We start from the raw sequence: 12,749 nt of genomic DNA, 5'->3' as shown, positions 1-12,749 counted from the left end.
GAGTTAATTAAAATGGAGCAGCAGTATACAACACGTGAGAAATTGCAGTGTGAAGAAGTGACAGGCGCCGGACACGTTATTCAATGTTTGAAAAAATTAGGCGTAACGACTGTTTTTGGTTATCCGGGAGGAGCGATTTTGCCAGTATACGATGCGCTATACGGAAGTGGATTGAAGCATGTTTTAACTCGTCATGAACAAGCTGCTATTCATGCGGCAGAAGGATATGCGAGAGCTTCTGGAAAGGTCGGGGTAGTCTTTGCTACCTCTGGCCCAGGGGCGACAAATTTAGTTACGGGTTTAGCAGATGCTTATATGGATTCGATTCCTTTAGTTGTCATTACAGGGCAAGTTGCAAAACCTCTCATCGGAAAAGAAGGATTTCAAGAAGCAGATGTTGTCGGGATTACAGTACCTGTTACGAAGCATAATTACCAAGTTCGTGATGTGAATCATTTATCACGCATTGTACAAGAAGCTTTTTACATCGCCGAAAGCGGGCGGCCGGGACCAGTATTAATTGACATTCCAAAAGATGTTCAAAATGAAAAGGTAACAAGTTTTTATAATGAAGTAATTGAGATTCCAGGATATAAATTAGAGCCTATGCCAGACAATATGAAGCTGAAAGAGGTAGCTAAAGCAGTTTCAGAAGCAAAACGCCCACTTCTTTATATTGGAGGAGGGGTCATTCATGCAGACGGATCTGATGAACTTATTCAGTTTGCGAGGGAAAATTGTATTCCTGTCGTTTCTACTTTAATGGGACTTGGTGCATATCCGCCGGGAGATTCGTTATTTTTAGGAATGCTCGGCATGCATGGAACGTATGCTGCAAATATGGCAGTAACAGAATGTGATTTACTCCTTGCTTTGGGTGTTCGCTTTGATGATCGTGTAACAGGAAAATTAGAACTCTTTTCTCCGCATTCGAAAAAGGTACATATTGATATAGATCCTTCGGAGTTCCATAAAAATGTAAATGTGGAATATCCGGTTGTTGGAGATGTGAAAAAAGCGTTACACATGTTGTTACATATGCCGATTCGTACACAAACAAATGAATGGCTTACGAAAATAGAGGAATGGAAGGAGGAATATCCTCTTTCCTACAATCAAAAAGAAGGTGAGTTAAAACCACAGCATGTTATTAGTCTAGTAAGTGAATTAACGAATGGTGAAGCGATTGTTACGACAGAAGTAGGACAACATCAAATGTGGGCTGCGCATTTTTATAAAGCGAAAAACCCACGGACTTTTCTAACATCTGGCGGACTAGGAACGATGGGGTTTGGTTTCCCGGCGGCAGTTGGTGCTCAGCTTGCGAAAGAAGAAGAACTCGTCATTTGTATTGCAGGCGATGCTTCTTTTCAAATGAACATTCAAGAATTACAAACAATTGCTGAAAATAATATTCCTGTAAAAGTATTTATTATAAATAACAAATTTTTAGGGATGGTAAGGCAATGGCAAGAAATGTTTTATGAAAATCGTTTGTCAGAATCAAAAATTGGATCGCCAGATTTTGTGAAAGTGGCAGAAGCATATGGAGTGAAAGGATTAAGAGCGACAAATTCAACCGAGGCGAAACAAATGATGTTAGAAGCATTTGCTCATGAAGGTCCTGTCGTAGTTGATTTTTGTGTAGAAGAAGGTGAAAACGTATTTCCGATGGTTCCGCCAAACAAAGGGAATAACGAAATGATTATGAAGAGGTGGGAAGAATGAGTCATACTTTTTCACTCGTTATTCATAACGAGCCAAGCGTCTTATTACGTATAAGTGGGATTTTTGCTCGGCGTGGTTATTATATTTCTTCTTTACATTTAAACGAAAGAGATACTAGTGGTGTTTCTGAAATGAAACTCACAGCAGTTTGTACTGAAAATGAAGCGACATTACTTGTTGGTCAGTTGAAAAAATTAATTGATGTACTGCAAGTAAATAAAGTGAAACTTTAATCAGTGGGGGTTTTCTTCATCCCCCACTGATTATTAGTTGAACCAATCGGACTTTTATGGGCAGTTGATCCTCCACCTAACTTCTTTGCTTTCGCTGAATTTTGAGGTGGGGGTCTTACTGCACATTAAAGCGGGATAAATTATAGGGAGTGTATGGGATATGAAAACGTATTATGAGAAAGATGCAAATTTAGAGTTATTACAAGGGAAAACAATTGCGGTAATTGGTTATGGATCTCAAGGTCATGCGCAGGCACAAAATTTACGTAATTCTGGTGTGGAAGTTGTAGTTGGTGTTCGACCTGGTAAGTCTTTTGAAGTAGCAAAAGCAGATGGATTTGAAGTAATGTCTGTTTCAGAAGCAGTTCGAACCGCACAAGTTGTACAAATGTTATTGCCAGATGAACAGCAAGCACATGTGTATAAAGCAGAAGTAGAAGAGAATCTTCGTGACGGGCAAATGTTACTTTTCTCACATGGATTTAATATTCACTTCGGACAAATTAACCCGCCAAGTTACGTAGATGTAGCGATGGTCGCGCCAAAAAGTCCAGGTCATCTCGTTCGTCGTGTATTTCAAGAAGGAAATGGTGTTCCGGCATTAGTGGCAGTACATCAAGATGCAACAGGAACCGCATTAAGTTTAGCTCTTGCGTATGCAAAAGGTGTAGGTTGTACACGTGCAGGCGTAATTGAAACGACATTCCAAGAAGAAACAGAGACGGATTTATTTGGAGAGCAAGCAGTGCTTTGCGGCGGGGTAACGGCACTTGTGAAAGCTGGTTTTGAAACATTAACAGAAGGTGGATATCGTCCTGAAATTGCATACTTTGAATGTTTACATGAATTAAAGTTAATTGTTGATTTAATGTACGAAGGTGGTTTAACGAACATGCGCCATTCTATTTCCGATACGGCAGAGTTCGGAGATTATGTAACAGGATCGAGAATTGTTACAGATGAAACGAAGAAAGAAATGAAACGAGTACTTACAGAAATTCAGCAAGGTGAATTCGCGAAGAAGTGGATTTTAGAAAATCAAGCTGGGCGTCCAACATATAATGCGATGAAAAAAGCAGAGCAAAATCATCAGTTAGAAAAAGTAGGAGCAGAGCTTCGTGAAATGATGAGCTGGATTCATGCACCGAAAGAATTAGTAAAGAAATAGAGTAAGAGATTATAATTGAAAAATACGTAAGAGGGGATTTGACAAGATGAGAAGTGACATGATTAAAAAAGGGTTTGATAAAGCACCGCATCGTAGTTTATTAAAAGCAACTGGTTTGAAAGATGAAGATTTTGATAAACCATTTATAGCGATCTGTAATTCTTTTATTGAAATTATTCCAGGTCATAAGCACTTAAATGAGTTTGGAAAACTTGTTAAAGAAGCTGTGCGTGCAGCGGGTATGGTTCCATTTGAATTTAATACAATTGGAGTAGATGACGGTATTGCGATGGGGCATATCGGTATGCGTTATTCGCTTCCGAGTCGTGAAATCATTGCAGATTCAGTAGAGACGGTTGTAAATGCACATTGGTTTGATGGCATGATTTGTATTCCGAACTGTGACAAAATCACACCTGGTATGATGATGGCTGCACTTCGTATTAATATTCCAACTGTTTTTGTTTCAGGTGGTCCGATGGCGGCTGGAAAAACATCTAAAGGAGAAGTTGTTGATTTAAGCTCTGTTTTCGAAGGAGTAGGAGCTTATCAATCTGGTAAAATTTCAGAAGAAGAATTAAAGGATATTGAAGATCATGGCTGTCCATCTTGTGGTTCTTGTTCTGGTATGTTTACAGCGAACTCTATGAACTGTTTATGTGAAGTGTTAGGTTTAGCTCTTCCAGGTAACGGAAGTATTTTAGCCATCGATCCAAGACGCGAAGAATTAATTAAACAAGCAGCAGAGAAATTAAAAATTTTAATTGAAAGAGATATTAAACCGCGAGACATTGTAACGGAAGAAGCAATTGATGATGCGTTCGCACTTGATATGGCGATGGGCGGTTCAACAAATACAGTGTTGCACACATTGGCACTCGCGCAAGAGGCAGGACTAGATTATGATATGAACCGTATTGATGCTGTTTCAAGACGTGTACCACATTTATGTAAAGTAAGCCCTGCTTCCAATTGGCATATGGAAGATATTGATCGAGCGGGCGGGATTAGTGCAATTTTGAAAGAGATGAGCCGGAAAGAAGGGGTACTTCATTTAGACCGTATTACTGCTACTGGACAAACATTAAGAGAAAACATTGCTCATGCAGAGATTAAAGATAAGGAAGTTATTCATTCTCTCGAAAACCCTCATAGTGAAGAAGGGGGATTACGTATATTAAAAGGAAACCTTGCGAAAGATGGGGCAGTTATTAAAAGCGGAGCAACTGAAGTAAAACGATTTGAAGGACCTTGCGTTATTTTTAATTCACAAGATGAGGCGCTTGCGGGCATTATGCTTGGGAAGGTTAAAAAAGGGGATGTAGTTGTTATTCGCTATGAAGGACCAAGAGGTGGCCCTGGTATGCCGGAAATGTTGGCACCAACGTCAGCGATTGCGGGTATGGGATTAGGTGCAGATGTTGCACTATTAACAGATGGACGTTTCTCGGGTGCTTCACGTGGTATTTCGGTAGGGCATATTTCACCCGAAGCAGCTGCGGGCGGAACGATTGCACTTTTAAAACAAGGCGATATCGTTTGTATCGATGTTGAGGAGAGATTGTTAGAAGTAAGAGTTAGTGATGAAGAATTAGACCAGCGTAAAAAAGAATGGAAACGACCAGAACCGAAAGTGAAAACTGGCTGGCTTGGGCGTTATGCACAGATGGTAACATCCGCGAATACAGGTGCAGTCCTTAAAATCCCGGATTTTGATTGAGCCAATTTAAAAGAGATAAGGATGATATATAATGGTGCAGAAGGTAAAGGAGAGAGTGAAAATTGAAGATATCTTAATGGCTCATAATTGCATGAAAGATATCGTTATTAAAACACCGTTACAACGTGATACAGTTTTATCTGAGAAATATGGTTGTGACGTTTATGTAAAACGAGAAGACTTACAATTGATTCGCTCTTTCAAAATTCGTGGTGCGTACAATTTAATTCAAAGTTTATCGGAAGAACAATTACAAAACGGTGTTGTATGCGCGAGCGCTGGTAATCATGCGCAAGGCGTTGCTTATACGTGTAATTTATTGAAGATTCCGTCAAAAATATTCATGCCGACGACAACGCCTAAACAAAAAGTATCACAAGTACAATTTTTTGGTGGTGATTTTGCAGAAATTGTATTAGTTGGTGATACATTTGATAGCTCTTTCCAAGAAGCGCAGCGCTATTGTGAGGAAAATAGAATGACGTTCGTTCATCCGTTCGATGATCCATATGTAGTTGCTGGTCAAGGGACAGTTGCAGTTGAAATTATGCATGATATGGAGAAACCAGTGGATTATATCTTTACAGCAATCGGCGGCGGTGGGTTAGCATCAGGTGTTGGTACATATGTGAAAGGTGTTAGTCCTACTACAAAGGTCATTGGTGTAGAGCCGATGGGAGCTGCATCTATGAAAGAGGCCTTTCTTCAAAATGAAAATGTCGCATTAGAGAAAATAGATAGTTTTGTTGATGGGGCAGCTGTTAAAAAGGTAGGAAAGTTAACATTTGAAACTTGTAAAGATGTAATTGATGACATTGTTTTAGTACCAGAGGGAAAGGTTTGTACGACGATTTTAGAACTGTATAAGAAAAATGCAATTGTAGCTGAACCGGCTGGTGCACTATCTATTGCAGCGCTTGATTTATATAGAGATGAAATAAAAGGTAAAACAGTTGTATGCATGCTAAGTGGTGGAAATAACGATATTGATAGAATGCAAGAAATGAAAGAACGTTCGCTCATTTATGAAAGATTAAAACATTACTTCATCATTGAATTCCCGCAGCGTTCAGGTGCGCTAAGAGAATTTCTTGATAAAGGATTAGGGCCAGAAGATGATATTACTCGCTTTGAATACATTAAGAAACATAATAAAGAAAATGGTCCAGCACTAGTCGGAGTAGAGTTGAAACATAAAGAAGATTATGAGCAATTAATTACTCGTTTTAAAGAAAATAATATTCAATTTATGGAGCTTAATAAAAATCCTGTTTTGTTTGATTTGCTTATTTAATAGAAGGAAAGGGGGAAACATACAGTTGTACCTGAAATAAAAAAGATAGATACAAACAGCGGAAATGCTGCTTGTATCTATCTTTTTATAATTAAACAATATATTTTCCATATTCAAGAAGGACAAAGCTAGTTAACCAAAAGAATATCGCAATACGAATGATTACATACATAGTAAATTCAAAGGTAGTAAGCTTTCGTTCACGTTTTATTTTTTTTAGGAGTCTAACAGAAAAAAATGAACATAAAAGTAGAACGGCTATAGATATTTTATAAATGTTCTCTAACAAACTTATATTTTCTAATAAGTCTTTCAGCATGATCATCACCTATTCTGTAAAGTATGTTACAGAGAAATAGATCTTGCGTTGTCTAGTTTCGTTTGTTTTTTATGTTCCCTGCACCATCAATTTCTACGTCAGTTGAAATTGTTTGTAAATATTGTAGAGCTTTTTTCTTTTCGTCCTCATTTACAGGAGAGATTTGGTTGTTACGAATGATGTAAGGATTGAATGACATTTGGACATCCTTTCCTTTAAAAGTTAAAGTTAATACGCCAGTTTCGGCGCTTTTCCCGCTCACATAACTTGGGAATAAAAAGTTTCCTAATGAGTAAGCGATAGGAACTTTATTATAATACTCAAATCCTTGTAACCAATGCGGGTGACTCCCGACAATTGCGTCAGCTCCTGCTTCAACCATTTTAGGTACATATTGTTTTTGGTATTCTACCGGACGATTTGATTTTTCAACGCCCCAATGCATATAGACAATTAAATAGTCTGCATCTTTCTTTTGCTCTTTAATTGTTTTTGTTACGAGATTTAAATCATATCCGTTCGCAACACCAGGTTTATTGTCACCAGCTACCCAATTCGTATCAGGCATAAATCGAACGAAGGAAAGAAATTTGAACTTTTTCCCTTTTACGGTCATTTCTCTTGCTGTATATGCATCTTTTGCATTTTTCCCGGCTCCAATGTAAGGGAACTTTAATTTTTCTACGTGAGAAATCGTGTCTAATAATCCATCTTGCCCATAATCAAGTGTATGGTTATTCCCAATATTTACGATGTCATATCCAGTGTTTTTTATCGCTTGAAGCGTGGATGGATCGCTTTTAATCCAAAACAGTTGTCCAGGAGCTTTCTTTTCTCTCGTTGTAAATGCTGACTCTAAATTAACGAAAGAAATATCAGCTTTTGTTATTTCTTCTTTTACATGCTGGAATGGATAATCAGCCCCGTTTTTTTCGATTACAGGACGTAATTGCCAATCAAACATTGTATCACCAGAGAAGGTGAGTGTAATTTCCGGATTTTCTATTTTCTTTTCATTTGTTGAAGCGGTTTTACTAGATTTGTTTTGCAAATCGGGTTTGTCTTTCGCTTTTGAAGTAAAAGAGTAGTTAATTAATAAAACAATTGGTGTAATGCAAAAGGCTATTAACAGAAATCGTTTTAGTAAAGTTTTCATAAATACCGTCCCTTTTGAATTTATATCGCAATTTGTGGGCAATAAAACTCACGTTAAGTAAAGTTTCACATTATGTATAACTACAAAAAATTGCGGTTTATGTTGTGAAAACATTTGTTAATATTCTCAATATTAAGTTAACATATAGATAACCTGTAAATCAATGAATAAACCAAAATATAGAAATAAAGAATTCGAAGGGTGAAGAATGAGAAATGGTTATATTAGGAGCAGTTGTAAATGGAGTTTGTATAATACTTGGTACTTTACTAGGTAAATTATTTAGTAGGATTCCAGAAAGTATGAAGGGAACAATTATGCATGCAATCGGTTTAGCGGTTACTGCACTTGGACTTCAAATGGCATTGAAAAGTGAAAATTTTCTTGTTGTCATACTAAGTTTAGTAATTGGTACCGTCATCGGGGAATGGCTACAATTAGAGGGAAAGTTAAAACTGTTAGGAGATTGGCTAGAAAATAAAGTTGGATCGAAAGGGAAAGGGAGCATATCAGAAGGCTTTGTAACAGCTACATTAATTTTTGCAATTGGCGCAATGGGCATACTTGGTGCACTCGATAGCGGGATTCGCGGCAATCATGATATTTTATTTACAAAGGCGATTATCGATGGATTTATTTCTATTATATTAACGACAACTTTAGGAATTGGTGTAGTATTTTCGGCGATCCCAGTTATTTTATACGAAGGAGGTATTGCGGTTTTTGCAACACAAATTAATAATTTGGTCCCGAAAGTATTAATGAATCAATTTATAGTGGAAATGACAGCTACAGGTGGTATTATGATAGCCGCTATTGGATTGAACTTACTTGGTATTATTAAAATTAAAGTGGCAAATTTACTGCCAGGTATATTGGTAGTTGGAATAATTGTTTCACTTATTTATGGTTACAGCTTAATAGTAAAGTAATAGGGGGTGAAGATACATATGGAGGAATTTCAATTTACAAAACGTGTTCATAACATATTGAAGATTGCAGCAGAAGAGGCGGGAAATAATATTATTCAACCAGTTCATTTGTTTATAGGCATGTGTAAAGAAGGTACTGGAGTTTGCAGCGAGTTGTATATGTATTTGTTTCGTAACGTGGGTACAAATTTTTTAGAAAAACTTTCATTACGAAAACAAGACGATTTAACGGATCAAGAGTATAAAAAAATAGGCCAATACAAGGTATCTAATAAGGTGTTAGAAATTTTACAAATAGCGAAGAAACGTATGGAACGTTTTCAGCAAGTAATGATGAATGAAGGACATGTTATGTATGCACTATTTCGCGTGGATACGTTTAGTGAAAGTGCACAAATACAAAAAGATATATTACATATTATAGCTGAGCCAAGAGATTTAGCGGTCGATTTAAAATGTTTTGTTCCTACGCATAATGATTTAACTTGTACTGTTAGAATGGCTAACCTTTCTGATTTTAAAAAATTAGCAAGTTTTGTTAATGAGCAATTTGATGAACGTTGGTTACGTTCAATAGAATATGGATTTCGTACATATAAAGAAAACTTACCTATTTATATAGCAGAACAAGAAGAAGTGATAGTAGGTTTCGCTTGCTATGATGTAGTGAGAGGGAAGAAAGGATTGTTTGGTCCAATGGGCACAGCGAAACAAAATCGTGTGAAAGGTGTAGGGAAGCAATTGTTACATCGTTGTTTACAGAGTATGAAGCAAGATGGATATGGATACGCAATTATTGGACAAGCAGGTCCGATTGAGTTTTATGAAAGAAATTGTAATGCTCGTTTAATACCGATAGAGAATAAGTAACCAACTCCATATAGGGGAGTTGGTTTTTTTATGAAAAAGATGTAGAGATGTAGTGATTTTTACTAGAAAATAGCGGGTTTTGTAGTAAATCTTACAAATAAAGCAAATTACTAAACTTTTTACAAGAAAGGGTGTAGAATGGGTATCTAAAGAAAGAAGGTGTGAAAATGGCCAGCTGGAAACGAAATTTGATGATTTGTTGGCTAGGTTGTTTTACCACTGCAGCCGGTATGAGTTTAGTAATTCCTTTTTTATCTTTTTATATTGAGGAGTTAGGAGTGACTGGCACTTCTAGTATTGCACAGTGGTCGGGACTTGCATTTGGTATTACATTTTTAATGGGTGCGATCGTATCACCAATATGGGGAAAACTTGGTGATATACATGGACGGAAATTGATGCTTATTCGTGCGAGCCTAGGTATGGCGATTATTATGACGCTTATGGGATTTGTAACGGATGTGTATCAACTAGTTGCACTAAGATTTTTAATGGGAGCAGTATCTGGTTTCCTTTCAACGGCGATGACATTTATTGCGGCAGAAACTCCGAAAGAACATTCAGGTTGGGCAATCTCCACAATTTCAACAGGTGGAGTGAGCGGTTCTTTACTTGGCCCATTACTTGGTGGTTATTTGTCAGAATTAATTGGAATGCGCCATGTTTTTCTTGTTACAGGAGCATTTTTATTCCTTTCTTTTCTCATCGTTTTTTTCTTCCTACATGAAGAGAATCACTCCGCTCAAGCAAAAAAAGTACAAACGAAAAAAGTATGGACGATGGTTCCAGCGAAGCATTTAATTATTAGTTTGTTTGTAACAACATTTATTATTCAACTTGCGAACATGTCAATTCAACCTATTATTACATTGTATGTAAAAAATTTAGAAGGCCCAGGAACAGCTCATATTGAAATGATTGCGGGTGCAGTTATGTCAGCGACAGGGTTAGCAGTTATTTTGGCAGCACCAAGACTCGGACGACTATCAGATCAAATTGGTCCTCAAAAAACGTTAGTTGTAGCGTTGTTTGCTGCTGGAATTATTTTTATTCCGCAAGCATTTGTAACCTCAGCTTGGCAACTATTAATTCTTCGATTTTTATTAGGTATCGCACAAGCAGGACTATTACCTTCTGTACAAACTCTACTAAAACAACATACACCAACTCATGTAACGGGACGAATATTTGGATATAATCAATCGTTTCAGTTTTTAGGAAATATGATTGGACCAGTACTTGGTGGACAAATTGCAGCACAAGCAGGATTCCAATATGTTTTCTTCTCTACTTCATCATTATTATTTATTGCGTGCATTTGGGTTTATTTTCATAATAAGAACGAAGAGGTATCAGAGAAACGACATTTGGAAGTTAGTTAACTAAGTGAATAAAAAAGAAAAGGATGAAGCGACGATTGCTTCATCCTTTTCTTTAAAATTGAAGACAAAGATAACTTAATGTACCAAGCTCGTAACTGCGGTGAATGATTTCACCGTTATTTTCACCACTACCCATAGCGATAAATAAAGGAACGAAATGCTCTGCTCTTGGTACTGCTAATTGTGCATGAGGGGCATTGTTCGCCCAATTAAATAATGCATCTTTATCAGTAATCTGCATATGTTTAATAATCCAATCATCAAATTCAATTGCCCATTGTTCGGGTGTCGTTTGATTCCATTTCAAAGCTCGTAAGTTATGAACGGTAACGCCGCTACCGATTATTAAAATATCTTCTTGGCCAAGTCCTTTAAGTGCTTCTCCAATCTTACATTGCTCTTTTGCAGGAAGGAATGGATTGACTGAAATTTGGACGACAGGAATATTTGCTTCTGGATACATACGGTGCAAGAGTGTCCATGAGCCATGATCTAAACCTCTCGTCATATTATGATGGACTGGAATACCTTTGTTTTTAAATTTCGTTTCTAACATAGATGCAATGTTAGAAGAGCCTTTCGCACGATATTTGATTTCATATAACTCAGGAGGAAAACCTCCAAAATCATAAATTGTTTCATATTCGTTATCTGATGAGGAAATTGTTAATACTTCACTTTCCCAGTGAGCAGTGAAAATAACAATTGCTTTCGGTTTATATGTTTCTCCAAGTGTTTTTAAAAACCTTGTATAGTCTGTATCTTGAATAGCGAGCATCGGTGATCCGTGTGCTAAAAATAATGATGGCATCATAATAGAAACCTCCCAAAAATAAAATTATATAGTTACTTTATGTAAGTTACTATATAATTTTATTTTTGATTCGTCAACATATTAGTGTAAGAGTTAATTGGACAAGTGCGACATTTGTCATAATGAAAGCAATTGCATATAATACATAATAAGAATAATGAATGATATTCATTTTTTGAGATACATAATAGAGTTGGGGGCTGACGAAATGAACGTACAGGAAAGTTTCGTTACGGCAATGGATGGATCGGAAATTTATTTACGTAAGTGGTTACCAAAAGGAAATCCGCGAGGGATTATTCAAATTGCGCATGGTATGACAGAACATGCAGGTGTTTATACAGACTTTATTGCTGCTTTATTAGAAGCAGGGTATGGTGTTTATGGGCATGATCATAAAGGTCATGGGAAAACAGTGAAAAGAGAAGAAGATTATGGTCATTTTGAACCAAATGTAGGTTGGAATGAGGCTGTATCTGATGTTACCTTTGTATCAGAAACGATAAGAAAAGAGCAGACATGCCCGTTATTTTTACTTGGACATAGTATGGGTTCTTTTTTATCAAGACGTGCTGTACAACTGAAAGGTGAATTATATGATGGATTCCTTATTTCAGGAACTGGTGGGAACCCGGGATTCTTAGGAGTCATTGGTCATAAAATAGCGACAATCGAGATGAAACTACGCGGAGCGAAAACGAAAAGTCCGATGCTAAACTTTTTATCTTTCGGAAATTTTAATTCAAACTTTAAGCCAAATCGTACGAAATTTGATTGGTTATCTTCAGATAATAATCAAGTTGATAAGTATATTCAAGATCCGTTATGTGGATTCATTTGTACGACGAGTTTTTATCGAGAATTATTTTCTGGTGTATTAGAGGTAAATAAACTAGAAGAGTTCAAGAAAACACCGAAAAACCTTCCAATACATATTTTTTCAGGAGATCGTGATCCTGTTGGGGATATGGGGAAAGGTGTAAAAGAAGTATATGAGAACTATAAAAAATGTGGCGTGAAAGATGTAACACTGCGTTTATATGAAAATGGAAGACATGAAATGTTCCACGAAGTAAATAGAGATGAAGTATTTCAAGATTTGATTTCTTGGTTAGATGGACATATCGTATGAG

12 protein-coding genes are annotated in these 12,749 nt (G+C 36.8%); 9 read left to right on the top strand and 3 right to left on the bottom strand.

What is annotated here, in order from left to right:
- Positions 1-12 precede the first annotated feature (12 nt).
- The 5 genes from ilvB (at position 13) to ilvA (ending at position 6,143) form a co-directional block, all read left to right on the top strand.
- Positions 13-1,728 carry an acetolactate synthase large subunit gene (gene ilvB, locus ACTFOB_RS14645; protein WP_440027297.1) on the top strand — a complete coding sequence of 572 codons (1,716 nt, stop codon included), beginning with the start codon at positions 13-15 and terminating at the stop codon, positions 1,726-1,728.
- On the top strand, positions 1,725-1,961 hold the full coding sequence (locus ACTFOB_RS14640; RefSeq protein WP_137014588.1) for an ACT domain-containing protein: 237 nt from the start codon (positions 1,725-1,727) through the stop codon (positions 1,959-1,961). Before ilvB ends, ACTFOB_RS14640 begins: the two co-directional genes overlap by 4 nt.
- Positions 1,962-2,121: 160 nt before the next feature.
- Positions 2,122-3,129 carry a ketol-acid reductoisomerase gene (gene ilvC / locus ACTFOB_RS14635; RefSeq protein WP_440027300.1) on the top strand — a complete coding sequence of 336 codons (1,008 nt, stop codon included), beginning with the start codon at positions 2,122-2,124 and terminating at the stop codon, positions 3,127-3,129.
- A gap of 46 nt (positions 3,130-3,175) precedes the next feature.
- Positions 3,176-4,849: a dihydroxy-acid dehydratase gene (gene ilvD / locus ACTFOB_RS14630; protein WP_440027301.1), complete on the top strand. Its 1,674-nt coding sequence runs from the start codon at positions 3,176-3,178 to the stop codon at positions 4,847-4,849.
- Positions 4,850-4,880: 31 nt separating this feature from the next.
- Positions 4,881-6,143: a threonine ammonia-lyase IlvA gene (ilvA, locus tag ACTFOB_RS14625; protein ID WP_440027303.1), complete on the top strand. Its 1,263-nt coding sequence runs from the start codon at positions 4,881-4,883 to the stop codon at positions 6,141-6,143.
- Between the two features lie 91 nt (positions 6,144-6,234).
- Here the strand turns inward: ilvA and ACTFOB_RS14620 are convergent, their stop codons facing one another.
- On the bottom strand, positions 6,235-6,462 hold the full coding sequence (locus ACTFOB_RS14620) for a hypothetical protein (protein WP_151630841.1): 228 nt from the start codon (positions 6,460-6,462) through the stop codon (positions 6,235-6,237).
- Between the two features lie 52 nt (positions 6,463-6,514).
- Complete coding sequence (locus tag ACTFOB_RS14615; protein ID WP_440027305.1) at positions 6,515-7,618, bottom strand: CapA family protein; 1,104 nt, start codon at positions 7,616-7,618, stop codon at positions 6,515-6,517.
- Between the two features lie 215 nt (positions 7,619-7,833).
- Between ACTFOB_RS14615 and ACTFOB_RS14610 the strand changes: the two genes are divergently transcribed.
- From ACTFOB_RS14610 to ACTFOB_RS14600, 3 genes are all read left to right on the top strand, one after another.
- Entirely contained in the window at positions 7,834-8,550 is a 717-nt protein-coding gene (locus tag ACTFOB_RS14610; protein ID WP_440027306.1) for a DUF554 domain-containing protein, read from the top strand.
- Between the two features lie 18 nt (positions 8,551-8,568).
- Positions 8,569-9,420, top strand: coding sequence for a GNAT family N-acetyltransferase (locus tag ACTFOB_RS14605; protein WP_440027307.1), 852 nt, complete (start codon positions 8,569-8,571; stop codon positions 9,418-9,420).
- Between the two features lie 167 nt (positions 9,421-9,587).
- Complete coding sequence (locus ACTFOB_RS14600) at positions 9,588-10,802, top strand: multidrug efflux MFS transporter (RefSeq protein ID WP_440027309.1); 1,215 nt, start codon at positions 9,588-9,590, stop codon at positions 10,800-10,802.
- Positions 10,803-10,854: 52 nt separating this feature from the next.
- Here ACTFOB_RS14600 and ACTFOB_RS14595 read toward each other — a convergent pair whose 3' ends face one another.
- Entirely contained in the window at positions 10,855-11,616 is a 762-nt protein-coding gene (locus tag ACTFOB_RS14595) for a DODA-type extradiol aromatic ring-opening family dioxygenase (protein WP_440027311.1), read from the bottom strand.
- Between the two features lie 208 nt (positions 11,617-11,824).
- On the opposite strand from ACTFOB_RS14595, the gene ACTFOB_RS14590 reads away from it, so the two are divergent.
- Positions 11,825-12,748, top strand: a complete 924-nt coding sequence (locus ACTFOB_RS14590) for an alpha/beta hydrolase (RefSeq protein ID WP_440027313.1) — start codon at positions 11,825-11,827, stop codon at positions 12,746-12,748.
- Position 12,749 lies beyond the last annotated feature (1 nt).

The sequence above is a fragment of the Bacillus cereus group sp. MYBK79-1 genome, assembly GCF_051915365.1.
Classification (GTDB): domain Bacteria; phylum Bacillota; class Bacilli; order Bacillales; family Bacillaceae_G; genus Bacillus_A.
This window is presented reverse-complemented; position numbering and strand designations above follow the sequence as displayed.

Bases quoted from the DNA above. Each gene is read 5' to 3' on its own strand.
- ilvD (WP_440027301.1), top strand. From the start codon at position 3,176: ATGAGAAGTGACATGATTAAAAAAGGGTTTGATAAAGCACCGCATCGT.
- ilvB (WP_440027297.1), top strand. From the start codon at position 13: ATGGAGCAGCAGTATACAACACGTGAGAAATTGCAGTGTGAAGAAGTG.
- ACTFOB_RS14620 (WP_151630841.1), bottom strand. From the start codon at position 6,462: ATGCTGAAAGACTTATTAGAAAATATAAGTTTGTTAGAGAACATTTAT.
- ACTFOB_RS14610 (WP_440027306.1), top strand. From the start codon at position 7,834: ATGGTTATATTAGGAGCAGTTGTAAATGGAGTTTGTATAATACTTGGT.
- ACTFOB_RS14600 (WP_440027309.1), top strand. From the start codon at position 9,588: ATGGCCAGCTGGAAACGAAATTTGATGATTTGTTGGCTAGGTTGTTTT.
- ilvA (WP_440027303.1), top strand. From the start codon at position 4,881: ATGGTGCAGAAGGTAAAGGAGAGAGTGAAAATTGAAGATATCTTAATG.
- ilvC (WP_440027300.1), top strand. From the start codon at position 2,122: ATGAAAACGTATTATGAGAAAGATGCAAATTTAGAGTTATTACAAGGG.
- ACTFOB_RS14640 (WP_137014588.1), top strand. From the start codon at position 1,725: ATGAGTCATACTTTTTCACTCGTTATTCATAACGAGCCAAGCGTCTTA.
- ACTFOB_RS14605 (WP_440027307.1), top strand. From the start codon at position 8,569: ATGGAGGAATTTCAATTTACAAAACGTGTTCATAACATATTGAAGATT.
- ACTFOB_RS14615 (WP_440027305.1), bottom strand. From the start codon at position 7,618: ATGAAAACTTTACTAAAACGATTTCTGTTAATAGCCTTTTGCATTACA.
- ACTFOB_RS14590 (WP_440027313.1), top strand. From the start codon at position 11,825: ATGAACGTACAGGAAAGTTTCGTTACGGCAATGGATGGATCGGAAATT.
- ACTFOB_RS14595 (WP_440027311.1), bottom strand. From the start codon at position 11,616: ATGATGCCATCATTATTTTTAGCACACGGATCACCGATGCTCGCTATT.